Below are 24,618 nucleotides of genomic sequence, written 5' to 3' on the forward strand. Positions count from 1 at the left end.
GGTGGATAAAAAGCAACTCATTACAGAGGTAAATGACTTATTAGAAACGTATTGTGAAGGATGTTTTTTGCGAGAACATAATCGAAAGACAAATAGTAAGTATTACGCTCATTCATTTTGTATAAGGCAATGTACAGTTGGAGAAACATTGAAAAAGTATGGGGACCAGTTGTCATGAAAAACATCCAGAGAAAATTCTCTGGATGTTTTTTAGTGTCTTGCTTCGTTTAGTTGATGCTCACATTTATTTAATTTCTTTTCCTCATTCATTAAAAATGGTTCATCTAAATCAGTCGCAACAGATTTCATAATTTCAAGCTGAGAGCGAGCTGCTTCTACAGCAGTAGTAGCATGCTCTAATGTATCTGGATCCATTGAAATTGTTGCTGATCCTACCATTTTTTGTGCTGTTTCTACACGGAATTTCACTTCTTCAAAATCATTTACTTCTGATCCCATTAATAATTCCTCCTTTGTATAGTGCGCATTTCACATAGTTTTTGCTCTGTAAAACGGAAATATACAAAGGAATAACAAAGGAGGTTACCAAGTAAGGTAACCTCCTGTTATATGTTGGATTAAAGTTTTACTACGTTAGCAGCTTGAGGTCCGCGGTTACCTTCAGTAATGTCGAAAGATACTTCTTGACCTTCTTCTAAAGCTTTGTAGCCGTCGCCTTGAATAGCAGAGAAATGTACGAATACATCGTCAGCGCCTTCCATTTCGATAAATCCAAAACCTTTTTCGTTGTTAAACCATTTTACTTTTCCTTGCATGTTACAATTCCTCCTAAAAGCGTTTACTATTTTCATTTAGTGAAATTCATTTTAAAAAATAATATAAACTAAAAATGCTATATTCTTGAATATTCTGCTAAATGATTAATTTAAATATACACGAATTGGGAGAATTTAGTCAAGTAAGCGATTTTATTTTTTTGTATTTTTAAATAATTTTTCAGTCAAATTTTTAAATAGGTATAGGACAGGCCGAGTATGTAATATTCTTAATTGAATGCTATACATAATGAGGTGAAAGAATGAATAAGTCTTACTTATTAGATAATGAAGGAATGAGAACGAGAACCGACATACCGGATTGGGTTGCAAAAGAATTTGAGATTTTTTCAAATGTTGTGTTAGAACCAACTTTTCCATGTTATTTCGGTTTAACAGCTTTGAAAAAGAATGAACTTCGTTATTCATTTCTTTCTCATAATGATTGGAGTCATTTGCCACATACAATGTTATCTTTTTTAGAGTTAATGAAAGAGAGGCCGATTGTAAGAAGGGGCTTTTTCCTTTTTGTAGAACCGGAATGTGAAGAACAGCCACTCGAATATTACCGTGATTCCTTTTGGAAAGTGTTACAGTATTTACATGAAAACGATAATCAAGCATGGCCAAAGCAAATTCCTGAAGATCCAGACCATTATTTATGGGAATTTTCATTTGGTGGTGAGCCAATATTCGCATTTGGAAATGCGCCAGCTTATAAACAACGAAAAACTAGACATTTAGGGAATTCTCTCGTTATTGGGTTTCAGCCACGCACTATTTTTGATGGATTAGAGGGAGATCGTCCTAAAGGAGCATATTCAAGACAAATGGTCCGTGAGCGAGTTGAAAAGTGGGATCAATTGCCGAAACATCCTAACATTAGTCATTATGGTGACCCGGAGCATCGTGAATGGAAACAATATTTCATAGGAGACGATGTAGAGCCAATAAAAGGGAAATGTCCTTTTCTTCATAGGATAGAAAAGTAAGAGCCATCACCTAGATGGCTCTTTTGTATATTTTGGATAAAAAAGGGTATTTTATTATGAAAGCTAGTCTATTTTTTCAAATTACATCATTAACTAGTAGTAAAGAGAGTAGAAAGGATAGAGCGATGTTTGGAGCAATTATACAGCAAATCGTATTAGGTATATCATTAGCTGCGCCAGTAGGGCCGATTAATATTGAAATGTTAAAACGAGGAATTGAACGTGGGTTTTGGCACGCTTGGGTTGTTGGAATTGGTGGAATGACTGCAGATGTTTTATTTATGCTTCTCATTTATTTCGGTTTATCTTCTGTGTTTATGTATACATATGTACAAGCCTTCATGTATTGCACGGGTTTTTTCTTGTTATTTTATTTAGGATTTCAAAGTGTAAAACAAGGAATTTTCGACTCGAATATGGAATATAAAAAAGAAGAGGTAGGTGGCCTTAAGCAATCGTTTATGGCAGGATTTTTAATTGCGATATCCAATCCATTAAATCTTGTTTTTTGGTTTGGTATATACGGAAGTACACTTAGCTCATTACTTACGAAGGTAACGAAACAAGAAGCTTTTTTGTACAGTCTTTGCATTATTGTTGGTATTATTTTATGGAATTTAAATATTGCTTTTTCTGTACATTTTGGAAGAACTTTATTAAAACCAAAAGCGCTTGGCTACATAACAGCCGGAGCAGGTATTATTTTAGTAGGTTACTCTATACATTTTGCATACAAAGCTTTACAGTTGTTCACATAAGATTGAAGGGGAGATTTTTATGTATCGAACCACTATTGACGGAAAAGAAATTATAATTACGTTAGCGCCAAAAATCCGAAAAGAAATTACTGATAGAAATCCACTATATGAAGCGGTATTTCATAATGCTGCAAGATTGTTACAAACAAAGCAACCGACGTTTGCAGTAAATCATGAAATATTTGGGCTCATTATTGGAGAAGTGCAAAGAGGAGAAGTAACAGTGTTTGCAGTGGAACATATTATTCCGAAGCAAAATATATTTGGACCAAACAATTTTTTCTCGACAATAGAACAGCAGGCAAATTTGTAAAGTGAATAGAATAAGAATAGAAAAGAAATAGTCGTAACGATATGTTGCGGCTGTTTTTTGGGAAAAGGGGGAAACAAGATGAAGAAAGTGGGGAAAGAGTTCTTTTTACAACATGATATCGTTATTATGTATAGCATTCTATTTGTTTTCATTATTATTTTAAAAATGCAATTTTTTACGTGGTTTGGCATGTTAGCATGTATGTTTGGGATTGTTTTCTATACACTTAATGAATATATGACACATCGTTTTTTATTCCATATAAAGCCACCTAAAAACACATTTCTATTAAAAATGTTAAGAAGATTGCATTATGATCACCACGTATATCCAGATGATTTAAAACTTTTGTTTTTACCTGTATGGTTTAGTATACCTAGTTTTACTATATATTTACTTATAGCATATGGTATTACAAAAAGTGTTACTATTACACTTTCATTTGGAATCGGAATGATTATTATGCTGCTCGTTTACGAATGGAAACATTATATTGCTCATAGACCGATTCGTCCCGTCACTAAGTTTGGAAGATGGCTAAAAAAACAACATATATTACACCATTATAAAAATGAAAAGTTTTGGTTTGGTGTTTCAAATCCAGTATTCGATTTTATATTTGGAACACTTAAAGACGGAAAAGATGTTGAGCTAAGCGAAACGGCTCGTAATTTAGAAAAGGAAAAAAAGACAAAAGTAGTGCGTTAAGCACTGCTTTTGTCTTAATGAGGATAAATAAGTAAAGTGTCACTTTATTTTGAAAAAGTATATTAAAAATTTAGGGGAAATTGCCGAAAAATGTCTATCAAAAAATCTTTGCATGAATGCATGGATTGTCTAAAATGAATGTAAGTTTCTGAATATTTATAAAATTTAGTCTTCGGTTATGCAAGGGGGAAGTGTATTTCAAGTAAGAGAGGGGATCGGTTAATGAAACGAGACGATACGTCAGCACGTAAGTTGCAAAATGAGGTGAATTATACAGAGGTCGTTCAGTCGGAAGAATTTCAATTGTTATTAAATACGAAAAAGAAGTTTATCATTCCAATGAGTATTTTCTTTTTTAGTTTTTTTATCGCATTACCTATTTTAACATCGTATTCAAAGGTACTTAATACACCTGCATTTGGAGACGTTACATGGGCGTGGGTATTTGCTTTTTCCCAATTTATCATGACATGGGCACTATGTATGATTTATAGCAAAAAAGCAGAATCATTTGATGAAATCTCCCGGAAAATTCTGCAAGATATGCAAAAAGGGAGGGGCTGAACTTGAATACTACTGCATTTGCACTATTTTTAATTATTGTTCTTGGTACGCTCGTCATAACCTATTTTGCATCGAAAAAAACGAAAAATGCGAGTGAATTTTATACGGCTGGAGGGGGATTAACTGGTTGGCAAAATGGTCTGGCCATTGCTGGAGATTACATGTCTGCTGCTTCATTTCTCGGTATAGCTGGAGCAATCGCATTAACTGGGTTTGATGGATTCTTTTATAGTATCGGTTTTTTAGTTGCTTATTTAGTTGTACTATATCTTGTTGCAGAACCGCTTAGAAATTTAGGAAAGTACACTTTGGCGGATATGATTGCAGCACGCTTTGATGCGAAAAAAGTTCGCGGAGTTGCAGCTCTTAATACGATGACGATTTCTATCTTTTATATGATTGCACAATTAGTTGGCGCGGGTGCACTTATTAAGTTATTATTAGGGATTGAATATACGACATCTGTATTAATCGTTGGAACACTTATGACGGTGTATGTTATTTTTGGTGGTATGACAGCAACGAGCTGGGTACAAATTGTAAAGGCTGTATTACTTATGGCTGGTACGTTTATTATTTCTGTTATCGTTTTCGCAAAATTCAACTTCAGCGTGACTGAAATGTTCGCTCAAATGAAAACAGCTACCCCTTTAAAAGATTCATTTTTAAATCCAGGTGTAAAGTATAAGGATGGTCTTGATACACTGTCTTTAAATTTAGGACTAGTACTTGGTACAGCTGGATTACCACATATACTTGTCCGCTTTTTTACAGTACGTGATGCAAAAACTGCACGTCAATCTGTCGTATATGCGACGTGGTTAATTGGTGCATTTTATATTATGACGATTTTCTTAGGATTTGGTGCGGCAGCGTTTGTAGGAAATGAAGCGATTATTAAAGCGAACCCAGCTGGTAATATGGCGGCACCTTTATTAGCCAAAGCGTTAGGTGGAGACTTCTTATTTGCTTTCGTATCAGCAATTGCTTTTGCAACGATTTTGGCTGTAGTGGCAGGTCTTGTATTAACAGCAGCATCAGCATTCGCTCATGATTTTTATAATGAAATCATTCGTAAAGGAAAATCAACGGAAAAAGAGCAAGTATCCATGGCTCGTTATGCATCTATTGGAGTAGCGATACTATCTATCATACTTGCATTATTTGCCCAAACATTAAACGTAGCATTTTTAGTATCATTAGCATTTGCAGTTGCAGCGAGTGCAAATCTACCAGTAATTTTATTTACAATATATTGGAAGCGTTTTAATACAACGGGTGCTATTTCGGGTATGATTGTAGGTCTCGTATCAGCAATTGTTCTCGTAGCGTTGAGTCCGAATGTTTGGAACCCTGTAGCTGGAAAAGCTATTTTTGTTGGGGAAGCGTTATTCCCATATACGACACCAGGAATTATTTCAATTCCACTCGGATTTCTTGCAGCATATTTAGGAACGGTTTTATCTAGTAAGAAAGAAGATGAAGCGAAATTTGATGAAATTCTAGTGAAATCTAATACTGGTCATGGCATTAGCGATGCGTCTTCACATTAAATAAAAGAGGAGCTTTTCGATAGATAAGAAAAGCTCTTTTTTCTTTTGTCATTTTCTTGTAAATATTACTGATTTGTAAGTAGGATTTGTCTTAATTTTGTGGAATGAAAATAGCAGGGAGAAATTTAAGTCATCATGGCACCAGCGCAGCTTTTGTGAAAAATAAGTTGTTATGGAAGGTGGAAGTAATGATGAAAACGAAGCAAACTGATGAATTATTAGCAAAAGATGAGCAATATGTTTGGCACGGAATGCGTCCCTTTAGTCCAAATAGTACAATGGTAGGGGCAAAAGCTGAAGGGTGCTGGGTTGAAGATATACAAGGAAAAAGATATTTAGATGGTATGAGTGGCCTTTGGTGTGTGAATAGTGGATATGGAAGAAAAGAGCTCGCAGAAGCGGCTTATAAGCAATTACAAACATTATCATACTTTCCAATGTCACAATCCCATGAGCCAGCTATAAAGCTTGCTGAAAAGTTAAATGAGTGGCTTGGGGGAGAGTATGTTATTTTCTTCTCAAATAGTGGTTCAGAAGCGAACGAAACAGCTTTTAAAATAGCAAGACAATACTATGCTCAAAAAGGTGAACCACATCGTTATAAATTTATGTCACGTTACCGTGGGTATCACGGGAATACAATGGCGACAATGGCAGCGACGGGACAAGCGCAGCGTAGATATCAATATGAGCCGTTTGCTTCAGGTTTTTTACATGTAACACCACCGGATTGTTACCGTATGCCTGAAATTGAAGGGCAGCATATTTATGATGTAGAATGTGTGAAAGAAGTCGATCGTGTTATGACGTGGGAATTAAGTGAAACAATTGCTGCGTTTATTATGGAACCTATTATTACAGGCGGGGGCATATTAATGCCACCACAAGACTATATGAAAGCTGTTCATGAGACGTGTCAAAAACACGGTGCCTTGCTTATTAGTGATGAAGTGATTTGCGGTTTTGGACGTACAGGAAAAGCATTCGGATTTATGAATTATGATGTGAAGCCAGATATTATTACAATGGCAAAAGGTATTACGAGCGCATATTTACCATTATCTGCAACAGCTGTGAAAAAAGAAATATATGAGGCTTTTAAAGGTAAAGGAGAATATGAATTTTTCCGCCATATTAATACATTTGGTGGAAATCCAGCAGCTTGTGCATTAGCACTTAAAAATTTAGAGATTATGGAAAATGAAAATTTAATTGAGCGATCTGCACAAATGGGTTCCCTTTTATTAGAGCAACTAAAAGATGAAATTGGGGAACATCCACTTGTTGGGAATATTAGAGGAAAAGGTCTATTAGTTGGGATTGAATTAGTAAATGATAAAGAGACGAAAGAGCCAATTGATAATGATAAAATAGCAAGTGTTGTAAATGCTTGTAAAGAAAAGGGCTTAATTATAGGACGAAACGGTATGACAACAGCAGGATATAATAACGTTTTAACATTAGCGCCGCCTCTTGTTATTTCAAGTGAAGAGATTGCTTTCGTTGTTGGAACGTTGAAGACAGCGATGGAGCGTATTTAATAAATAGAGAGAGGAGCGAGCTGTAATATAAGGCTCGCTCTTGTTTAGTAGGAGGGGACTTTTAATGGAGAAATATGATCCTAACAAACATTATCACATCGGATATTATGAAGACGGATATGATTTAGAAGTGACGGCGTACAAAAGAATAAATGAACCAGTTTGGGATGCTCATATTCCGCACTATGAGGCAGACGATTTTTATAAGAAAGTGGAGGAAATGAAATTGGGTGAATATATAGATGATTATGGTATTAAGGTGTATTCATTTAGTAATGATATTAATGATGATGAAGCACGAATTATTTTTGAAAAATGGTTAAAAAAGAACGGGATTGTTTAAAGATAAAACAAAAAGGAGATTGCTATCTTATAAAATAGCAATCTCCTTTTATTATAGTAAATTTATTTACTTGCTTTCATTGCTTTATCTTTTGCACCAAAAGTGTATTTTAACATTGGTGGTGTAATCATTGTAGTTAAAATAACGACAATAACGATTGCTGTAAAGTAATCTTGTGCCAATAGACCTGAAGAAAGTCCTGTTCCTGCGATGATAAGTGCAACTTCACCACGAGAAACCATTCCAGCACCGATAATTGCAGAAGACTTAGCGTCAAATCCAGTCATTCGTGCACCGAATCCACAGCCGATTAATTTCGTTAATACAGCGATAACAGTTAATGCTAAGATGAACCAAATTTGATTGCCGATACCGTCAAATGTAATATTCATACCGATACTAACGAAGAATACGGGAACGAACATAGCGTAAGCAATTGGTTCTACTTTCTTTTCTACTTCATGTTTGTAGTTTGTTTGAGAAATTGCAATACCAGCAGCGAAAGCACCGATAATACCAGCAATTCCTAATAATTCGCCGAAATATGCGAATGAGAAACAGATGATAAGGGCCGCGCTCACGATAGACTCAGATACGCGTAGTGGTGATAACCAGCGCATAATCGCAGGAACACCTTTCCATCCGATTAAAATAATAGAAGCGAAGAATACTACTTTCTTCAAGATAACCATTGTTAAGTTAACATCATCAGTACCTAAGAAGCTCATTGCAAATGCTAATAAAATAACGACAAGAATGTCATCAAATACAGCTGCGCCTAGCATAGTTGTACTTTCACGTGTTTTCATCTTTCCTAAATCGCGAAGTGTTTGAACGGAAATACTAACACTTGTCGCACATAAAAGTAATCCTAAGAATACAGCGTTTCCTTGTTCCATTCCCATAATAAGGCCGGAAACGTAACCACCTACGAATGGAAGAATGATACCTCCGAGTGCAACTGCTAAAGAAGAATTACGATTTGCGTTTAATTCTTCTAAGTCTGTTTCAAGTCCAGCCATAAACATTAAGAGAATAACCCCGACATTACTTAATTGAGTTAGAAGCTCTGAATTTTCAATCCAACCTAATACAGCTGGACCGATAACGATACCGACAATTAATTTACCTAGTACAGAAGGTTGACCTAATCTAACACTAAGATCACCAGCAAGCTTTGTACTTAATAAAATAAGTGCAATTTGAAAGAAAAATTCGAATTCCATCTGATCCTCTCCTCGTCATTTTTAATTTTATCATACGATTTCTCGGAATTTGCCTAATGAAAATATGTAAAACCCATTAAACAAAAGGGTCTGATTACAAGTTCTTTTGAACTCGTAATTTGAACCTGTAATTAATATATAATAGATTTTATAAAAAATCAATGAAAAAATGGGAGCTTTTTGAGGAAGAAGCTGTCTTATTGGGATATAGGTGTAAGAGTAGTGTGTGAATTTTATATGTATAAAATAGTATGAAGTCCTTTTCCATTACAAATAATAAAGTCTACATACTATTTCACGAACTATAACTGTGAAAGGGAGGATTTATAATTTGAAGGCATTAAAAAATAACTTGTCTATTGTTGCTTTAGGTGGAGTAAATGAAATAGGAAAAAATATGTATGCTATCCAATATGAAAATGATATTGTCGTCATTGATTGTGGATCTAAATTTCCAGATGAAAGTTTATTAGGGATTGATTTAATAATTCCAGACGTCACATATTTGCAAGAAAATAAAGAAAAAATTCGCGGTTTAATAGTAACGCACGGGCATGAGGACCATATTGGCGGAATACCATATTTTTTAAAACAACTAAATGTACCAATCTATGCAACAAAGTTAACGTTAGGTTTAATTGAAATTAAATTAAAGGAACACAATCTTCAAAATGATACGGAATTAATCGTTATTCATTCAGAATCAGAAATTGATTGTGGTTCTATTAAGGCAACTTTTTTTAAAACGAACCACAGTATTCCGGATTGTCTCGGTATTGTTTTTCATACACCAGAAGGTACTGTAGTACATACAGGTGATTTTAAATTTGATTTAACACCAGTAAATAATCAACATCCTGATATTCATAAAATGGCTAAAATAGGAAGTGAAGGTGTACTAGCTTTATTATCTGAAAGCACAAATGCAGAACGCCCAGGTTTTACTCCATCAGAAAGGTCAGTAGGAGAACGGATAGAGGAAATATTTATGAAAGCAAATAGAAAAGTAATTATTTCTACGTTTGCTTCTAATGTGAATCGTGTTCAGCAAATAGTTGAAGCATGTATAAAAACAAATCGAAAACTAGCTTTGCTAGGGAGAAGTATGGTAAATGTAGTAGAGGTTGCTCTAGAGAAAGGTTATTTACATATTCCAGAAGGTATGTTGATTGAAGCAAATGAGGTAAATCGTTTAGATCCAAAGCAGGTTGCAATACTTTGTACAGGAAGTCAAGGAGAACCAATGGCAGCTTTAGCGCGTTTAGCTAGTGGAAACTATAGGCAAGTGGATATTTTACCAGAAGATACGGTTATTATAGCCGCGACCCCTATCCCAGGAAATGAACGTAACGTTTCTCGAATTATCGATAATTTATTTGCATTAGGAGCAAAGGTGATTTACGGATCAGGTAGTTCTACTGGAGTGCATGTATCCGGTCATGCATATCAAGAAGAGTTGAAGTTAATGCTTACATTAATGAAGCCAAAATATTTTATTCCAATTCATGGAGAGTTTAGAATGCTACATCACCATAGTTTGTTAGCAGAATCAATTGGTATTGAAAAGGAAAATATCTTTATTGTACGTAATGGAGATGTTGTAGATATAAGTAATGAAGTGGCAATTCAATCTAGAAGAATACAGGCAGGAAATATATATGTAGATGGATTAGGAATTGGAGATGTTGGAAATGCATTATTACGTGATCGTAAACAACTTTCAGAAGATGGAATGCTCGTTATAGTTATTACTTTTAATAAAGTGGATGGAGAAATAATTTCAGGTCCAGATATTATTTCTCGTGGATTTGTCTATGTCCGTGATTCAGAAGAATTTCTAAGAGAATTAAATAAATTAGCTGTTATTACGATTAATAATTTAAAGAAAGAGAATGTGAATAGCTGGGGTATTTTGAAAAGGGAGGTAAGAGAAGCATTAGGGAAGTATATATATACAAATACAAAACGAAAGCCGATGATTCTTCCTATAATAATAGAGGTTTAATAGTAAAAAAGAATTCTCGTATGGGAATTCTTTTTTGTTTTGAAGAGAAAATGAACATATAATGAAATAAATAGAAATGGAAGGAAATAAAAGATGTTATTAAATAAACGTTTTACAATTGGAGAAATGGCGAAAATGCATAATATCGCAGAATCTACATTAAGGTATTATGATGAAAAAGGAATTTTTCATCCGTCCATTGTCGATCCTCAAACGAATTATCGTTATTATACAATCGATCAATTTTCATTGTTAGATACGATTAAATTTTTACGCCAGTTAAATATTCCGTTAAAGGAAATTAAGAAATATATTGATGAAAGAAATCCAGCATACGCACTCAATTTACTGGAAAAACAACAAGAGATGATGCTGAAGAAACAAAGAGAAATTGAGTATGCTTTGGCGAAAATGGAGCACAGAATTCATTTAATTAAGAAAGCAACAAAAGCAAAAGCTGAACAAATGGTAATTAAAGAGATTCCGCAGCGAAAAATTACAGCAATTGCGGTTGCTCCAAATACGACGGATGATATGTTTGAGTACTACATCCATTCGTTACAAAAAAATATGAGGCAAATGGATGATAGTTTATTTTCTGGAGATATTGGTGTAACTGTTGCGAAAAAAGGATTAATGCAAAATGAGTTTCAAGCATATAGCAGTGTATTTATTCTTTTGGATTATATGCCGTATGAAGTGCATACTTCAGATGAAATTAAAGAAGGTTTATATGCTTGCTCTTATCATCATGGACCGTATGAAGAAACAGATGCAACGTACAAGGAGTTACTTACATACATTGATAAAGAAGGTTACGAAGTACATGGAGATTCGATTGAGATTGGATTGATTGATTGGTCTGTAACAGAAAATCCAGAGGAGCAAGTAACAGAAATTCAAATTCCTGTAGTGAAAAAATAAGATGAAAACCTTTGAATTGATTACAAATTTACATTCATTAGTATAAGTCAGTTACCTGTTTTTTAATTCTCTCTTGACCTTCAAGTTACTTGAAGGTTTAAACTAAGAAAAGAGAGTTGAAAAAAAGGAGTATATTAGAGTATGGAAGCAACAGAAAAATTAAGAGAAAAACCGATAAAAAGCTTATTTATTTCTTATTTAATACCAGCCGTTCTTGGAATGGTATTAATGTCAGTGAATATTGTAATTGACGCGGTCATGATTAGTAGAGGAGTTGGGGCGAACGGTTTAGCAGGAGTGAACGTGGCTATTCCAGCATTTTCGATTTTCTTCTCTATTTCATTATGGATCGGAATGGGCGGGGCAACGTTATACTCCATTGCATTAGGCGAAAATAAACGAGAAAGAGCAAGGTCTATTTTTACTCAATCCATGACGGTAGCAGTTGTTATCGTAGGGATTTTAGCAGCGATTTGCTTATGGAGAATAGAAGATTTAGCATATTTATTTGGTGCAAATGAAGTGATTCTACCATATGCGTTAGACTATTTACACGTATTATTAACATTTGGAATGATATACGTTTTAGAAAATATTTTAAGTACATTCATACGAAATGATGGAAATCCTAATTTAGCAATGGCTGGTCTTATTGTAACAGCTGTATTAAATATAGTGTTTGACTATATCTTTATTTTTATCTTTGGATGGGGCGTAACAGGTGCTGCTTCAGCGACTATTCTTTCGGCAGCGATTGGTTTCCTTGTATTATTAACTCATTTCTTTAGAAAAAGTAGTATTTTAAAGTGGACGAAATTCCATTTTGAATGGGATACTGTCAAACAAATTATGGTGATTGGTTTCCCAAGTTTTACAGCAGAAAGTACGGTTGCAATCGTAACGATTGGTTTTAATATCGCATTCGTCCAATATGCAGGAGAAGTAGGAGTAGCTTCCTATGCGATGGTGAATAGTATTCATGCAATGACATTACTATTATTCTTTGGTGTTGGAGCAGCATTACAGCCAATTGCTAGTTTCCATTATGGGGCAAATTTATCAGAGAGACTTCGTGAAGGATTGAAGTTTGCTGTGAAAATTGCAGTTGTCCTCGGAGGCATTGCGATAATTGTCGGATTATTCTTCGGGAAATATATCATTGGTTTATTTGATGTTCAATCTCCAGAATTATTGGAGTTAACCTTAACAGGTATTAGCTTATTCTTTATCCAATACGTATTTTTAGGTTATAACATTGTGTATGGAGAGTATTTCCAATCAGTGCGACAAACGAAGAAATCAGTACTTATTATAATGAGCCGAGGATTACTATTTATTATTCCATTGTTATGGATTATGCCGAAATTATTTGGTATAAATGGAATTTGGCTCGTTATGCCAGTTGCTGAAGTAATGACAGCAATTATCGTATTTACGATGAATCGTATGAAACATCCTGTGCCATTAAATATGGCAGGAGAGAAAGAAGCGATATGATGAAGAAAATCCCCTTAAGCAATTAAGGGGATTTTTTATTCCTTTAAACTAATCGCAAAAGATCCATCTGTTTCTTGAACAGAAGCAAAGGCAACGTTTTTAATATTTGTAATTCCTTTTTCTTTTAATTCTTTATATAACCATTTTTCATCTTTATGTATTAACTTTAAGTTATCGTATTGAATTTGTGAATCGACGATAAGTGCAATTGGTAATCCAGCATACTTAACTTCTATGTTTAAATCTTTTGGAGTTAATGGTACAAGTTCTCTTTTTGGTAAAATACTAATAGCGCCGTTCGCTTCTAAAATAGCGTATTCAATTTCATGAACACTTGGATATCCTGCAACGCGAAGATTAGAAAGTAGTTCTGCAATGGGGTATCTACTTTTTTGTAAGTTCTCAAAAATAATATCACCATGTTTAATTAAAATGATAGGGTGTCCAAGAATAAAACGATTTAGTTTGTTGAATAGGCTTAATTTTGTAAGAAGTAAATGTAAACATGTGATAACAACCATACCGAGAAATGCTTGTAAAGCACCAGAGACGGGTATGGCCTGGAAAGCTAAATAAGATAAAAAGATTATAGCCCCAAAATCATGAGGAGTTAGTTGTGCTAACGCGGATTTACCGAGTAACTTAAGCGATAGTAAAAATAAGATAAAAAAGAACGACACGTTACATAAAAAGAGAAGCAATAGAGACACTCCTTCGTGTAAAGTTGTACTTACTATTCCCGAAAGTAATATAAATATTACCTTTCAGAGGATAAATTAGGGTTTATTGGAATCTGTCTGTATACAAACAAATAAATGGATATTATCATGAAGGAAGTAAAAGAAAATAGGAGTATATGAATATGAGAAAGAAGAAAATAATGAAGGGCATTTTAGTTGTTATAATGATTTGCGCCGTGTATGCGGGTTTTTTACAATATCACATTTATAAGCATGGGCATATGAATGCAACTTACGATGCTGATTACATAATTGTACTAGGATCGAAAGTAAATGGGACGAAACCATCTTATTCATTGCAATATCGTATTGATAAAGCAGCTGAATATTTAAAATCACATGAGAAAACAATCGCTATCGTATCTGGAGGACAAGGAAAAGGCGAAGACATTTCAGAAGCATTAGCAATGAAACAAGGACTAATAAAACAAAATATCGCAGAAGACCGCATTATAATGGAGGACAAATCTACGAGTACAGATGAGAATATTACATTCTCAAGACCGTTAATTCCAGCCGATATGAAAAAAGGTATGATCGTAACAAACGATTTTCACATGTTTAGAGCGAAAAAAATAGCGGCCAAACAAGGTTTACAATTAGAAGGTCTTCCGGCAAAAACACCGAAACCAATTATCATTCCATCGAATATACGAGAATATTTAGCAATTACACAGTATTGGTTTATGAATCGAATATAGTGAAAGTAATCCCGTCTGAAACTTCAGGCGGGATTTAGTTTGAGGAAAATCTTACAAATATGTCACGTTCGTGAAAGGTAAAGCGATAGTTTCTAGAATGAATTCCTGACATAATGAAGGTAACAAAAACTATTTAGAGGTGAATCGGATGAAAGGAAATAATATTTTATCTTCGTTATGTTACTTTAGTATCTTTTTTGCACCATTTTTACTACCAATTATCGTGTACTTTGTTGCAGAAGATGAAGTGAAGTATCACGCGAAAAAAGCATTTTGGTCACATGTTTTCCCATACGCAATCTTATTTGGAGGACTAGCAGTATCAGGCATGTACGGTTTAGGTTTCAATCAATCTGACGGTGCTGGAATTGGAATGGCTATCACATATGCAGTGTTCATTCTTGTAGGAATTTACTACTTCATTTGGAATATCGTAAAAGGTATTAAAGTTTTGAAAACGGCGTAATAAGATAAGTATAATTTCATTTACCGTATCGATAAACGTTTTAAAAAAGAGTAATTCAAAAAGAATTGCTCTTTTTGTGCTTATAAGTTGTGAAAATTGAAAAAGATATGTTAATTTTTCATTATGAAGAGAAAAAAGGAGTGATTTTCATGAATGAGATCATACATAAGATGGAGCAACATGTTTCAGTTCGTAAATATAAAGAAGAATCAATTCCGAAAGATGTAGTAGAAAAGATGGTGCACGCTGCGCAACATGCAGCTTCATCACATTTTGTACAGGCGTATTCTGTTATATATGTAACAGATCAGGAATTAAAGGCTAAACTAGCAGAGCTATCCGGAAATCGTCATGTGAAGGACTGTGCAGCATTTTTTGTTTGTTGTGCAGATTTAAAACGACTTGAAATTGCATGTAAAAAACATAGTACAGAGATAAAGCATGAGGGAGTAGAAGACTTTATCGTTGCGACGGTAGATGCTTCGCTTTTTGCGCAAAACTTAGCACTAGCAGCAGAATCGCTAGGATACGGTATTTGTTATATTGGTGGTATTCGTAATAATCCGAGAGAAGTGAGTGAACTGCTTCATTTACCTGATAAAGTATATCCTGTATTCGGAATGACAGTCGGCGTACCAGATGAAGATCATGGAGTGAAACCACGTTTACCAGTAGCAGCAATCCTTCATGAAAATGGATATGATGAAAAGAAATATGATGAATTATTAAATGAATATGATGAAACGATGAGCGCGTATTATAAAGAAAGATCATCAAACAAGAAAAACGTAACATGGACGGAATCAATGAGTTCGTTTATGTCTAAAGAAAAAAGAATGCATATGAAAGAGTTCTTAAGTGAAAAAGGATTAAATAAGAAGTGAGTAAAGAGGCAAACCTGTGATGTAGGTTTGTCTTTTTGGGAAGGAGAAATACCTAAGGCCAGAAAGTTGTTTATTCTTTCTGAACTTAGGTATTTTGTTTGTTATCATATACATAGAAATAAAAATTAATAATTTTTTACAAAAGTGATAGAAAATGAGAATGAAATGCCAATAGTAAGTAAAAGCGGCATAATAGCCGCTGTTTATCGTTTTATTTAGTATTTGATTTGAAATGTTTATCTTATGAAAGAAAGATTATTGCTAATTGTAAACTGTCAATAAAGTTATTTAAGTTTTGATATGGAATACCCTGCCGGAAAATACAGCAATAATTTTGTTTGAACATATCTGTTATGGCACAAACTAAAGCACCTTTTATAACAAATGCAAACTTTCAATAAGAAGATATATACCTGTGCAGCTCAAAAGAATATACGTAAATATTTTAAAAATTCGTTGATTAAGCCATTTGAAAATAATTTGACCTATAAACAAACCTGAAAATACAATTGGAATGGCATAAAAACTTGATTCCCAAATGGTTTTGTTTGTGCCAGTAAAGAGTATTTGGGTTACTAGACTAATGAAATATATAAACAGATAAAAAGCTAATGTAGTTGCTCTTAACTTCTCTTTTTCAGTATTAGTTCCTGTAAAATAAAGTAACAGGGGAGGACCTGGCATACCGATACTTGTCGTTAAAAGACCAGATAATCCGCCAACTATGAAATCTCTAGATTGTGTTGATCTAACCTTAACGTTGCATATTAGCAACAATGTTAATAGTAAGAGTAGGATGCTAACTGCTAATTTAAAAGTGTTTATGTTAACGGAAATGAAAATTAAAATGCCAAAAGGAACACCAACTATACTTCCAAAAATAAACCTTTTCAGTAGAACAAAATCAACGTCCATTCTTATTTTCCAAATGAGTGAAATGGAGATAATTAAAGATAAAATAATATTTATTTGTATAGCTTCTTGTGGTAGAAATAACATAAGTAAGAAAGGGGTTGCCATTATGGAAAAGCCAAAACCTGTACTTGCTTGCAAAATAGAAGCCACTAATATAATACATATGAAAATGAATGTGATACCCAAAACAGCCCTCCTATTTAATCAAGTTTAACTAGTTAAAGTCTATTATTTAAGTGCAATATTTCACAAACTTATTTGTATTTTAACATAAATATCTAGTTTTTTCTCAAATAGTGTTGCCATATAAGGCTCTTTAACTAAAAAATCTGACTTGTATTTTTAAACAATTTTATTATGGGGAAACAAATAATGAGTGGGATCAAAATGTATTGATTATCATTAAATTATTCACTGAGATCCCCGCGGTAAAACAAGAACAGCCATATAAAACTTACAAAAATACAGCATGTAGCTAATAAACAGCCAATCATTTGAGGAGAAAGAATTTCTAACAGTCCTCCTGTAAAAAACATCGATAACTGAATAAGAGATCCGTAAATAGAATAATGGAATGAAAAAACTTTACCTATCATATTTTCGTGTGTGTAAGTTTGAAGTAATGTCGTATCAAGTGGAACGATAATTCCTCCTGCTATACGCATACAGAATAAAGTAATGATACCGATAATAAGTTGATCGGATAGAATGAATCCGAGAAAGAAAATTCCTTGTAATAAGTAGGCCCAACCGAATACTTTTTTCATTTTTTCTTTATTATGGGATATATAAAGATTAACGAGAAGGCTTCCTATCATAAGCCCAGCCCCTTGAACCGTATATAAAATCCCAATGTTCGTATGGAAAATTTTTTCGGCATAGATCGTTAGAAGTAGTTGATAAGCGCCTCCAATAATCCCCCATGAAATGCCGACAAGAATTAATGTTAAAATGATTTTTGTTTGTAATATGTATGTATAACCACCTTTTATATCAGTGAAAAATGTTTTGTTCTTGTTACAAGTATCATGAGCAGGAATACTCATGTTATAAATAAAATAGGCTGAAATAAAGTATGATAGGCTATTTACTAAAAAAGCGAACTCAATATGTAAAGATTGTGCAATTACTCCGCCCAAAGAAGCCCCCATAATAGACATAAAACCATTAATTGTACTAGAAAGAGAGTTAGCAGTTACGAAATGATTTTGGTGTACGATATTTTTTAGGGTTGCTTGTTTAGCCGGTTCAAATAAACAAGAAAGTACAGATAAACATATATTAGCAATGAAAATAATCTCAATTTTATAGCCTGCGAGTAAGTATGTAAGGACTAGAATTCCCCGTGTAATATCGGTAAAAATCATAATATTCTTTTTAGAGAAACGATCTACAATTCCGCCTATGAATGGACTAAGAAGAAGCTGTGGTAAACTTTTACTTATAAAAGTAAGTGCGATCATAAACGGCGATTCCGTTATGCTGTAGACAAATGTTAATAAAGCTACCGTATGGAACCAATCCCCAAGTACACTTAATGTTTGCCCATAAAATAGTTTATTGAAGTTTTTATTTGTTTTAAGAAGTGTGGAATAAGAAACTGACATAAATAGATTAATCCTTATGTATTGATGATGCTTGAACTTGTTTTTTCCATTCGCTTACATGCACTTTCTCCTCTGTAGGAAGTCCAACAGGTAATTGTGCTTCGTAAAGACCTTTAATCATTGTAATCCTCCTTAGTAAAATGTTTCTTCCTCCATATTAAACGATATTTTATTATTTGAAATCGCAAATAAGAGGGATATAAATTCATACGAAAGTATGAAAAAAAACAGCTCATATTTGAGCTGTTTTTCTATAGTTTTTCGTTCATTTTTCAAGGATAGGATATATTAATATCCGTATCCGCCGCCACCCCAACAGCTACATCCGATGATGATTAGAAGGATGAATAGTACGATAAGCAAAGCAAATCCACCGCCGAAACCAGCGCAACTTCCACCATAACTCATATGTTTTCCCCCTTTTTAGTAAGTTAATCTATATGGTTCATGGACTACTATATACAGTATGTTTTTTGTATAGAAAACGAGCCAGTCTCATTTATAATTAGACAAATGCCTGTAGATTCATTAGGATTGCATGTTAGTGATTTGTAAATAAACCTTTACGTAATTCATAATTTAGGCATAAAAAATAAAAAATTGTAAAAAAAACCATTTTCTTATTTTTTTATGAGAGAATATGTACTATAATTTTACAAGTAATATTATGGGAAAAGGGAGTTTTAGTATAGAGATGGAGATGGGACAATTAAAAAATAAAATAGAAAACAAAAAGAAAGAGTTAATTCAACTTGTTGCGAGACACGGATTGGATCATGATAAAGTTTTGTTATTTAGTCGTGATTTAGATATACTTATTAATAAGTTTATGAACATAAAAGACAAAGTGCATAAATGAAATTTATAGTTTTTTATATTAAGATGTTTCACAGGAAGGAGAGGAAAGTAATTGGAACATTTACAGGAAGAATTGTATAAACAAATAAAAGAAGAAAAAGGCACAGTTACCATTTTCTTAAAGAGTGGCGTTAGAATAGTAGGAGAAATTGTTGGAGTGGATAAATTTACAGTTTTAATCTTAGTGGATGGAAAACAACAGCTTATTTATAAGCAGGCTATATCAACAATAATGAAATAAGACACTCTTGTTGAGTGTCTTATTTCATTATTGTTTGCATGCCTCAACATCAATGCCGGCAGCAATTAACTTCTTTTCTCCATCTTGTTCAATAATTTTTTGTAATTTAGATAGGAAAGAATCAAAGTTTGTATGCTTTGCTACTTGGAACGTCATTTTATGTTCAATTGGTAGCCACGTATCAATATCAGCTTCGTTATGCTGGATTTTCACCTCAAGTTTATCGAGTGCATTAGCAACTTTTGCTTCGTACGTTTCTTTCGCTTCAAACTCTATCCATAAGTCATATAATTCCTCACCGAGAGAACCTGTTAATGTTTGTTTAATATTTAAAATAGCTTCTAGTTCATTTTTTTGTTTTTGTAGCTGTAATTCATGACTATTCATTGTATCAAATGCAGGGATATCACCAGCTTCGGCTTCGACTAGGTCGTGAATAATAACCATTTTAAGTAATTTCTCAATATTTACTTTTTGATCCAAATAAGGTTCAACTAAAATGGCCATTAGAGACATACGCCATGTATGTTCGGCAACACTTTCTTGACGTCCGTTGGAAAGCCAGCTATGTCGCATTTCATATTTTAGTTTTTCTGCTAATGCAATGACTTGTAAAATGTTGTGTTCCATCGTGATCCTCCTCATTTATTCATAATATAATTCTAATATAGAAATGAAATGTGTCAATTTCATGAGTATATTGCGATAAACAGATGATGAGCGTATAATACATGTTATATGTGAAAACGTATTATTAAAATAAAAAAATGTTATATAAAAATGGAAAGGAAAGGGCAGAAATATGGGAGAGAAAAATCAAGTATTAGCTAGACCACAAAGAAGAAAAAGGAAGTTTGATATTTCTAGCCCAGTGGGCATTATAGTAGGTTTCATTATAGTGATAGCGGCAATTATGCTTGGCGGCGGTGGAATAAAAGCTTTCAAAAACTTTTTAGATGTTTCATCTATTTTAATTGTCATAGGGGGAACAACAGCGACAATTGTTGTGGCATATCGATTTGGAGAAATAAAAAAATATACGAAAAGCATTTTTACTGTTTTACATAGAAGAGAAGAAGATTTAGAACAGTTAACGGATTTGTTTGTCGATTTTTCGAAAAAGTCTAAAAAGAACGGCTTGCTTTCTTTAGAGGTAGATGGAGAGCAAGTGGATAATCCTTTTATTCAAAAAGGAATTCGATTAATGTTAAGCGGTTACGATGAAGATGAATTAAAAGAAGTGTTATTGAAAGATATTGAAACGGAAGTGTATGAGTTAAGAAAAGGAGCAGCATTATTAGATAAAATTGGTGATTTTGCTCCAGCTTGGGGCATGATAGGGACTTTAATTGGTCTTATCATTATGCTCCAAAACTTACAAGATACATCGCAAATTGGTACAGGGATGGCAGTTGCGATGTTAACGACATTATATGGGTCTGTACTTGCGAATATGATTGCAATCCCTCTTGCGGAAAAAGTATATCGTGGTATTGAAGATTTATATACAGAGAAGAAGTTTATAATAGAAGCAATTTCAGAATTGTATCGTGGACAAATCCCTTCTAAATTAAAGTTGAAACTGGATACATACGTATACGAAACAAAGGTAAAAAAGGTAAAAGGAGCAGCCTAATATTTCAAGGAGTGGTATGATGAGTAAAGGACCGCAAAAGGGATCACCTCGTTGGATGACGACTTTTACAGATTTAACGATGTTATTATTAACTTTCTTTGTATTACTAGTTGCTACATCAAAGCAAGATGCAGTAAAATTGTCAAAGATGCTTGAAAAGTTTAGTGATACGGGGCAAGTAGATGCAAAAGTAATGGAAAATACAATACCAGATATTTCACATGAAAAAAATGATGAAAAAATGATCTCAAAAAAGAGAATGGATGAATTATATAAGAAGTTAAAAGCGTATGTAGATAATAACGGTATTAGTCAAGTGAATGTATATCGGGAGGATACAGGGGTAAGCGTCGTTATAGTAGATAATTTAATATTTGATACAGGCGATGCAAACGTTAAGCCCGAAGCGAAAGGGATAATAAGTCAATTAGTTGGATTTTTTCAATCCGTACCTAACCCAATTGTTGTAGAGGGACATACAGATAGTAGACCTATTCATAACGAGAAATTCCCTTCTAATTGGGAGTTATCTTCAGCACGAGCGGCAAATATGATTCACCATTTAATTGAAGTGTATAATGTGGATGATAAAAGGCTAGCTGCGGTAGGATATGCAGACACAAAGCCAATTGTACCAAATGATTCACCGCAAAACTGGGAAAAAAACCGTCGCGTTGTTATTTATATAAAAGAGTAGTATATTATTATTTTAATAATAAAATAATAAAAATACGAAAATTCTTTTAAAAAAATATTAAATTTTATCATTTTATTTTGTATAATGAGTGAGAATGATAAGGTGAAATATTAAGATATATTTATACATAGAAGGAGAGAATTAAAAAGAATGGCACATAAAATTTTAGTAGTAGACGATGCGATGTTTATGCGAACGATGATTAAAAACTTATTAAAAAGTAATGCTGACTTTGAAGTTATCGGCGAAGCAGAGAATGGGGTAGAAGCGATTCAAAAGTATAAAGAACTTCAACCTGATATTGTAACATTAGATATTACTATGCCAGAAATGGACGGGCTTGAAGCATTAAAAGAAATTATTAAAATTGATTCAAGTGCAAAGGTTGTTATTTGTTCTGCAATGGGACAACAAGGTATGGTATTAGATGCAATTAAGGGCGGGGCAAAAGACTTTATTGTAAAGCCATTCCAAGCCGATCGTGTAATTGAAGCTTTAACAAAAGTAGCAAATAGTTAATATAGAAGGGGTGCCACAAGGAATCAAAACAGTGATAGCGGATCGACGTGTGGCCCCCTTTTTTCTCATTATAAAACACTAAATTGTTATACATAAATGAAATGTTTGTTAGACAGGTAGGGGATAAAAATGCAAACAGATCTATTAAATATATTTTTCGAAGAGTCAGAAGAACATTTACAGTCGCTAAATGAAAATGTGCTAGTGTTAGAGCAAAATCCTGCTGATATGGATGTTGTGGGAGAAATATTCCGCTCCGCTCATACATTCAAAGGTATGTCTGCGAGTATGGAATTTACGGAGATGGCTGATTTAACGCATAAGATGGAAAATGTGTTAGATGAAATTCGTCATGGAAATATAGTTGTAAATGCGGATATTATTGATGTGATTTTTGAGTGCATTGATAATTTGGAGAAGATGGTTGCAGATGTGCAACAAGGTGGAATGGGCAATATTGATGTAGCCTCAACTAAACAGAAATTAGAAGCGTTATTGAACGGCAATGTAGAAACTCCTACGGAACATATAGAGCAAAATCATATAGACAACGATGATGCAGTTTCGCATGAAGTGCATATAACAGTTGAACAGCAAGCGATTTTAAAAGCAGTACGTGCCATTATGTGTATTGAAGCATTGCAAAATGTAGGGAATATACAAAAAACAGCTCCGAGTATTGAAGAAATTGAAGCAGATGCTTTCGGATTTGAATTTACAGTATTTATGGATACGGATTGTAGTATAGAAGAATTGAAACAAGTAGTACTTCATGTTTCTGAAATTGAGAAAGTGGAAGTAAAGCAAGGAGAACCTATATCGAAGGAAGTAGCTTCTAAAAAAGTCGTTACACAAGAAGTTGTGCAAGTAGAAGAAAAGCTACAACCAGCTGTGGCTACGCAGGTAGAATCACCAATAGAGGCAACGAATCAACCTTCAAGTGCTATGCCAGCTAAAAGTACTACAAAAACGAAAAATGCTAAAGTGGAGAATCGTTCAATTCGTGTTCAATTAGAGAAAATCGAAAGATTAATGAATATGTTTGAAGAAAGTGTAATTGAACGTGGGCGCATTGATGAATTGGCTCAAACGATTCAAAACAAGGAGCTAATTGAACATTTAAATCGATTAGGCGATATTTCAAAAGATATTCAAAATGTACTATTAAATATGCGTATGGTGCCGATTGAAACTGTGTTCAATCGTTTCCCGCGTATGGTACGTATGTTAGCGAAAGATTTAGGGAAAAAAATCGATTTACAAATTACAGGTGAAGATACTGAAGTAGATAAAATTGTTATTGATGAAATCGGTGATCCGCTCGTTCATTTAATTCGAAATGCAATCGATCACGGTGTTGAAACTGTTGAAAAACGACGTGATGCAGGTAAAAATGAGACAGGTACGATTAAATTAGAAGCCTTTCATAGTGGAAATCATGTCGTTATTCAAATTACGGATGATGGAAACGGTATTAATAAAGGGAAAGTATTAGAAAAAGCGATTAAAAATGGCGTTGTAACTGAAGCAGATGCGAATAGATTAACAGATCGTGAAGTGTTTGATCTTATTTTCCAACCAGGATTTAGTACAGCTGAAGTTGTATCAGATCTTTCTGGACGCGGTGTCGGATTAGATGTTGTAAAACATACGATTCATAGTTTAGGTGGACATTTAATTATTGATTCTGAGGAAGGAAAGGGAAGTACATTTAGAATTGAACTTCCATTAACGTTATCTATTATTCAATCTATGCTTGTTCAAACGAATGATAAGCGTTATGCTTTACCTCTTGGAAATATCGTTGAAGCAATTCGAATTAAGAGAGAAGACATCCAATCCTTACAAGGAAAAGATGTATTAAATTATCGTAATCAAATTATTGAAGTGAAACATTTAAGTACTGTATTTGGTGAAAAAACAGTAGATGAGGCGTTTGCGTCATATGATGGTCAAATGGTTCCTGTGTTAATTGTTCGTAACACACATCGCAGCTATGGACTTATTGTAAACACAATTATCGGTCAAAGAGAAATAGTCTTAAAGTCATTAGGTGACTTCTTTGCAGAGAGTTCTAACTATTTCTCTGGTGCGACGATTCTCGGTGATGGACGAGTGGTCCTCATTTTAAACCCAGAAGGTTTATAATAGGAA

At 33.8% G+C, this 24,618-nt stretch carries 29 protein-coding genes; 21 read left to right on the top strand and 8 right to left on the bottom strand.

Annotation, left to right across the window (positions count from 1 at the left end):
* Nucleotide 1: 1 nt before the first annotated feature.
* The gene (locus DN404_RS21160; RefSeq protein ID WP_002023738.1) at nucleotides 2–178 is read left to right on the top strand and encodes a zinc-finger domain-containing protein; all 177 of its coding nucleotides are present in this window, start codon (nucleotides 2–4) and stop codon (nucleotides 176–178) included.
* A 32-nt stretch (nucleotides 179–210) separates the two neighbouring features.
* On the opposite strand, the gene DN404_RS21165 is transcribed toward DN404_RS21160, so the two are convergent.
* Both DN404_RS21165 and cspB read right to left on the bottom strand, forming a co-directional pair.
* Nucleotides 211–459 carry a DUF2564 family protein gene (locus DN404_RS21165; RefSeq protein ID WP_000534392.1) on the bottom strand — a complete coding sequence of 83 codons (249 nt, stop codon included), beginning with the start codon at nucleotides 457–459 and terminating at the stop codon, nucleotides 211–213.
* Nucleotides 460–578: 119 nt separating this feature from the next.
* Entirely contained in the window at nucleotides 579–776 is a 198-nt protein-coding gene (gene cspB / locus DN404_RS21170) for a cold shock-like protein CspB (protein ID WP_001161731.1), read from the bottom strand.
* Between the two features lie 263 nt (nucleotides 777–1,039).
* Between cspB and DN404_RS21175 the strand changes: the two genes are divergently transcribed.
* From DN404_RS21175 to DN404_RS21210, 8 genes are all read left to right on the top strand, one after another.
* Entirely contained in the window at nucleotides 1,040–1,768 is a 729-nt protein-coding gene (locus DN404_RS21175) for a YqcI/YcgG family protein (RefSeq protein WP_001043767.1), read from the top strand.
* A 14-nt stretch (nucleotides 1,769–1,782) separates the two neighbouring features.
* The gene (locus tag DN404_RS21180; RefSeq protein WP_001196841.1) at nucleotides 1,783–2,526 is read left to right on the top strand and encodes a LysE family transporter; all 744 of its coding nucleotides are present in this window, start codon (nucleotides 1,783–1,785) and stop codon (nucleotides 2,524–2,526) included.
* Between the two features lie 19 nt (nucleotides 2,527–2,545).
* Nucleotides 2,546–2,839, top strand: a complete 294-nt coding sequence (locus tag DN404_RS21185; RefSeq protein ID WP_000286361.1) for a hypothetical protein — start codon at nucleotides 2,546–2,548, stop codon at nucleotides 2,837–2,839.
* 78 nt (nucleotides 2,840–2,917) lie between these two features.
* A complete protein-coding gene (locus DN404_RS21190; protein ID WP_000755401.1) occupies nucleotides 2,918–3,547 on the top strand; it encodes a sterol desaturase family protein in 630 nt (209 codons plus the stop codon).
* A 222-nt stretch (nucleotides 3,548–3,769) separates the two neighbouring features.
* Complete coding sequence (locus DN404_RS21195) at nucleotides 3,770–4,111, top strand: DUF485 domain-containing protein (protein ID WP_000817366.1); 342 nt, start codon at nucleotides 3,770–3,772, stop codon at nucleotides 4,109–4,111.
* A gap of 2 nt (nucleotides 4,112–4,113) precedes the next feature.
* Entirely contained in the window at nucleotides 4,114–5,664 is a 1,551-nt protein-coding gene (locus tag DN404_RS21200; protein ID WP_001098240.1) for a solute symporter family protein, read from the top strand.
* A gap of 191 nt (nucleotides 5,665–5,855) precedes the next feature.
* Nucleotides 5,856–7,205 (top strand): aspartate aminotransferase family protein, encoded by a 1,350-nt coding sequence (locus tag DN404_RS21205; protein ID WP_000850962.1) that lies wholly within the window; start codon nucleotides 5,856–5,858, stop codon nucleotides 7,203–7,205.
* A 64-nt stretch (nucleotides 7,206–7,269) separates the two neighbouring features.
* Nucleotides 7,270–7,548: a DUF3986 family protein gene (locus DN404_RS21210; protein WP_149215427.1), complete on the top strand. Its 279-nt coding sequence runs from the start codon at nucleotides 7,270–7,272 to the stop codon at nucleotides 7,546–7,548.
* Nucleotides 7,549–7,610: 62 nt separating this feature from the next.
* Here DN404_RS21210 and DN404_RS21215 read toward each other — a convergent pair whose 3' ends face one another.
* Entirely contained in the window at nucleotides 7,611–8,774 is a 1,164-nt protein-coding gene (locus DN404_RS21215) for a cation:proton antiporter (protein WP_000393889.1), read from the bottom strand.
* Nucleotides 8,775–9,105: 331 nt separating this feature from the next.
* Here DN404_RS21215 and DN404_RS21220 point away from each other — a divergent pair, with 331 nt between their 5' ends.
* The 3 genes from DN404_RS21220 to DN404_RS21230 all read left to right on the top strand — a co-directional run bounded on the left by DN404_RS21220 (nucleotide 9,106) and on the right by DN404_RS21230 (nucleotide 13,200).
* Nucleotides 9,106–10,779, top strand: a complete 1,674-nt coding sequence (locus DN404_RS21220; RefSeq protein WP_000645618.1) for a ribonuclease J — start codon at nucleotides 9,106–9,108, stop codon at nucleotides 10,777–10,779.
* Nucleotides 10,780–10,872: 93 nt separating this feature from the next.
* Entirely contained in the window at nucleotides 10,873–11,703 is an 831-nt protein-coding gene (locus DN404_RS21225) for a MerR family transcriptional regulator (protein WP_000925935.1), read from the top strand.
* 141 nt (nucleotides 11,704–11,844) lie between these two features.
* Entirely contained in the window at nucleotides 11,845–13,200 is a 1,356-nt protein-coding gene (locus DN404_RS21230; protein ID WP_149215428.1) for an MATE family efflux transporter, read from the top strand.
* 35 nt (nucleotides 13,201–13,235) lie between these two features.
* Here DN404_RS21230 and DN404_RS21235 read toward each other — a convergent pair whose 3' ends face one another.
* The gene (locus DN404_RS21235; RefSeq protein ID WP_000923924.1) at nucleotides 13,236–13,901 is read right to left on the bottom strand and encodes a DUF421 domain-containing protein; all 666 of its coding nucleotides are present in this window, start codon (nucleotides 13,899–13,901) and stop codon (nucleotides 13,236–13,238) included.
* A gap of 161 nt (nucleotides 13,902–14,062) precedes the next feature.
* Between DN404_RS21235 and DN404_RS21240 the strand changes: the two genes are divergently transcribed.
* The 3 genes from DN404_RS21240 to nfsA all read left to right on the top strand — a co-directional run bounded on the left by DN404_RS21240 (nucleotide 14,063) and on the right by nfsA (nucleotide 15,991).
* Nucleotides 14,063–14,641, top strand: a complete 579-nt coding sequence (locus DN404_RS21240) for a YdcF family protein (protein WP_049108357.1) — start codon at nucleotides 14,063–14,065, stop codon at nucleotides 14,639–14,641.
* A gap of 148 nt (nucleotides 14,642–14,789) precedes the next feature.
* A complete protein-coding gene (locus DN404_RS21245) occupies nucleotides 14,790–15,107 on the top strand; it encodes a magnetosome magnetite crystal formation protein family (protein WP_000678055.1) in 318 nt (105 codons plus the stop codon).
* A gap of 149 nt (nucleotides 15,108–15,256) precedes the next feature.
* On the top strand, nucleotides 15,257–15,991 hold the full coding sequence (gene nfsA / locus DN404_RS21250) for an oxygen-insensitive NADPH nitroreductase (protein WP_016122206.1): 735 nt from the start codon (nucleotides 15,257–15,259) through the stop codon (nucleotides 15,989–15,991).
* Nucleotides 15,992–16,366: 375 nt separating this feature from the next.
* Here the strand turns inward: nfsA and DN404_RS21255 are convergent, their stop codons facing one another.
* From DN404_RS21255 to DN404_RS21265, 3 genes are all read right to left on the bottom strand, one after another.
* Nucleotides 16,367–17,092 carry a sulfite exporter TauE/SafE family protein gene (locus DN404_RS21255; RefSeq protein ID WP_076876097.1) on the bottom strand — a complete coding sequence of 242 codons (726 nt, stop codon included), beginning with the start codon at nucleotides 17,090–17,092 and terminating at the stop codon, nucleotides 16,367–16,369.
* 221 nt (nucleotides 17,093–17,313) lie between these two features.
* Nucleotides 17,314–18,513, bottom strand: coding sequence for an MFS transporter (locus tag DN404_RS21260; RefSeq protein ID WP_149215429.1), 1,200 nt, complete (start codon nucleotides 18,511–18,513; stop codon nucleotides 17,314–17,316).
* A gap of 288 nt (nucleotides 18,514–18,801) precedes the next feature.
* Nucleotides 18,802–18,921 carry a YjcZ family sporulation protein gene (locus tag DN404_RS21265; RefSeq protein ID WP_000120179.1) on the bottom strand — a complete coding sequence of 40 codons (120 nt, stop codon included), beginning with the start codon at nucleotides 18,919–18,921 and terminating at the stop codon, nucleotides 18,802–18,804.
* Nucleotides 18,922–19,153: 232 nt separating this feature from the next.
* On the opposite strand from DN404_RS21265, the gene DN404_RS21270 reads away from it, so the two are divergent.
* Complete coding sequence (locus tag DN404_RS21270; RefSeq protein WP_000291688.1) at nucleotides 19,154–19,372, top strand: aspartyl-phosphate phosphatase Spo0E family protein; 219 nt, start codon at nucleotides 19,154–19,156, stop codon at nucleotides 19,370–19,372.
* 51 nt (nucleotides 19,373–19,423) lie between these two features.
* Nucleotides 19,424–19,612: an RNA chaperone Hfq gene (gene hfq, locus DN404_RS21275; RefSeq protein ID WP_025688342.1), complete on the top strand. Its 189-nt coding sequence runs from the start codon at nucleotides 19,424–19,426 to the stop codon at nucleotides 19,610–19,612.
* A 27-nt stretch (nucleotides 19,613–19,639) separates the two neighbouring features.
* Here hfq and DN404_RS21280 read toward each other — a convergent pair whose 3' ends face one another.
* Nucleotides 19,640–20,242 carry an HD domain-containing protein gene (locus DN404_RS21280; protein WP_000400766.1) on the bottom strand — a complete coding sequence of 201 codons (603 nt, stop codon included), beginning with the start codon at nucleotides 20,240–20,242 and terminating at the stop codon, nucleotides 19,640–19,642.
* A gap of 172 nt (nucleotides 20,243–20,414) precedes the next feature.
* Between DN404_RS21280 and DN404_RS21285 the strand changes: the two genes are divergently transcribed.
* The 4 genes from DN404_RS21285 to DN404_RS21300 all read left to right on the top strand — a co-directional run bounded on the left by DN404_RS21285 (nucleotide 20,415) and on the right by DN404_RS21300 (nucleotide 24,612).
* Nucleotides 20,415–21,248: a flagellar motor protein MotP gene (locus DN404_RS21285; RefSeq protein ID WP_016122211.1), complete on the top strand. Its 834-nt coding sequence runs from the start codon at nucleotides 20,415–20,417 to the stop codon at nucleotides 21,246–21,248.
* Between the two features lie 19 nt (nucleotides 21,249–21,267).
* Nucleotides 21,268–21,945 (top strand): OmpA family protein, encoded by a 678-nt coding sequence (locus tag DN404_RS21290; protein WP_000033627.1) that lies wholly within the window; start codon nucleotides 21,268–21,270, stop codon nucleotides 21,943–21,945.
* A 150-nt stretch (nucleotides 21,946–22,095) separates the two neighbouring features.
* Nucleotides 22,096–22,464, top strand: a complete 369-nt coding sequence (locus DN404_RS21295) for a response regulator (RefSeq protein WP_000940565.1) — start codon at nucleotides 22,096–22,098, stop codon at nucleotides 22,462–22,464.
* Between the two features lie 129 nt (nucleotides 22,465–22,593).
* On the top strand, nucleotides 22,594–24,612 hold the full coding sequence (locus DN404_RS21300; protein ID WP_001192608.1) for a chemotaxis protein CheA: 2,019 nt from the start codon (nucleotides 22,594–22,596) through the stop codon (nucleotides 24,610–24,612).
* Nucleotides 24,613–24,618 lie beyond the last annotated feature (6 nt).

This window comes from Bacillus sp. TE8-1 (genome assembly GCF_008368855.1).
Lineage (GTDB): Bacteria > Bacillota > Bacilli > Bacillales > Bacillaceae_G > Bacillus_A > Bacillus_A cereus.

Coding starts and splice junctions, on each gene's coding strand:
- DN404_RS21190 (WP_000755401.1), top strand. CDS start 2,918: ATGAAGAAAGTGGGGAAAGAGTTCTTTTTACAACATGATATCGTTATT.
- DN404_RS21195 (WP_000817366.1), top strand. CDS start 3,770: ATGAAACGAGACGATACGTCAGCACGTAAGTTGCAAAATGAGGTGAAT.
- DN404_RS21175 (WP_001043767.1), top strand. CDS start 1,040: ATGAATAAGTCTTACTTATTAGATAATGAAGGAATGAGAACGAGAACC.
- DN404_RS21245 (WP_000678055.1), top strand. CDS start 14,790: ATGAAAGGAAATAATATTTTATCTTCGTTATGTTACTTTAGTATCTTT.
- DN404_RS21285 (WP_016122211.1), top strand. CDS start 20,415: ATGGGAGAGAAAAATCAAGTATTAGCTAGACCACAAAGAAGAAAAAGG.
- DN404_RS21180 (WP_001196841.1), top strand. CDS start 1,783: ATGGCTCTTTTGTATATTTTGGATAAAAAAGGGTATTTTATTATGAAA.
- DN404_RS21270 (WP_000291688.1), top strand. CDS start 19,154: ATGTACTATAATTTTACAAGTAATATTATGGGAAAAGGGAGTTTTAGT.
- DN404_RS21165 (WP_000534392.1), bottom strand. CDS start 459: ATGGGATCAGAAGTAAATGATTTTGAAGAAGTGAAATTCCGTGTAGAA.
- DN404_RS21225 (WP_000925935.1), top strand. CDS start 10,873: ATGTTATTAAATAAACGTTTTACAATTGGAGAAATGGCGAAAATGCAT.
- nfsA (WP_016122206.1), top strand. CDS start 15,257: ATGAATGAGATCATACATAAGATGGAGCAACATGTTTCAGTTCGTAAA.
- DN404_RS21230 (WP_149215428.1), top strand. CDS start 11,845: ATGGAAGCAACAGAAAAATTAAGAGAAAAACCGATAAAAAGCTTATTT.
- DN404_RS21215 (WP_000393889.1), bottom strand. CDS start 8,774: ATGGAATTCGAATTTTTCTTTCAAATTGCACTTATTTTATTAAGTACA.
- cspB (WP_001161731.1), bottom strand. CDS start 776: ATGCAAGGAAAAGTAAAATGGTTTAACAACGAAAAAGGTTTTGGATTT.
- DN404_RS21210 (WP_149215427.1), top strand. CDS start 7,270: ATGGAGAAATATGATCCTAACAAACATTATCACATCGGATATTATGAA.
- DN404_RS21240 (WP_049108357.1), top strand. CDS start 14,063: ATGAGAAAGAAGAAAATAATGAAGGGCATTTTAGTTGTTATAATGATT.
- DN404_RS21295 (WP_000940565.1), top strand. CDS start 22,096: ATGGCACATAAAATTTTAGTAGTAGACGATGCGATGTTTATGCGAACG.
- DN404_RS21300 (WP_001192608.1), top strand. CDS start 22,594: ATGCAAACAGATCTATTAAATATATTTTTCGAAGAGTCAGAAGAACAT.
- DN404_RS21185 (WP_000286361.1), top strand. CDS start 2,546: ATGTATCGAACCACTATTGACGGAAAAGAAATTATAATTACGTTAGCG.
- DN404_RS21290 (WP_000033627.1), top strand. CDS start 21,268: ATGAGTAAAGGACCGCAAAAGGGATCACCTCGTTGGATGACGACTTTT.
- DN404_RS21260 (WP_149215429.1), bottom strand. CDS start 18,513: ATGTCAGTTTCTTATTCCACACTTCTTAAAACAAATAAAAACTTCAAT.
- DN404_RS21205 (WP_000850962.1), top strand. CDS start 5,856: ATGAAAACGAAGCAAACTGATGAATTATTAGCAAAAGATGAGCAATAT.
- DN404_RS21280 (WP_000400766.1), bottom strand. CDS start 20,242: ATGGAACACAACATTTTACAAGTCATTGCATTAGCAGAAAAACTAAAA.
- DN404_RS21265 (WP_000120179.1), bottom strand. CDS start 18,921: ATGAGTTATGGTGGAAGTTGCGCTGGTTTCGGCGGTGGATTTGCTTTG.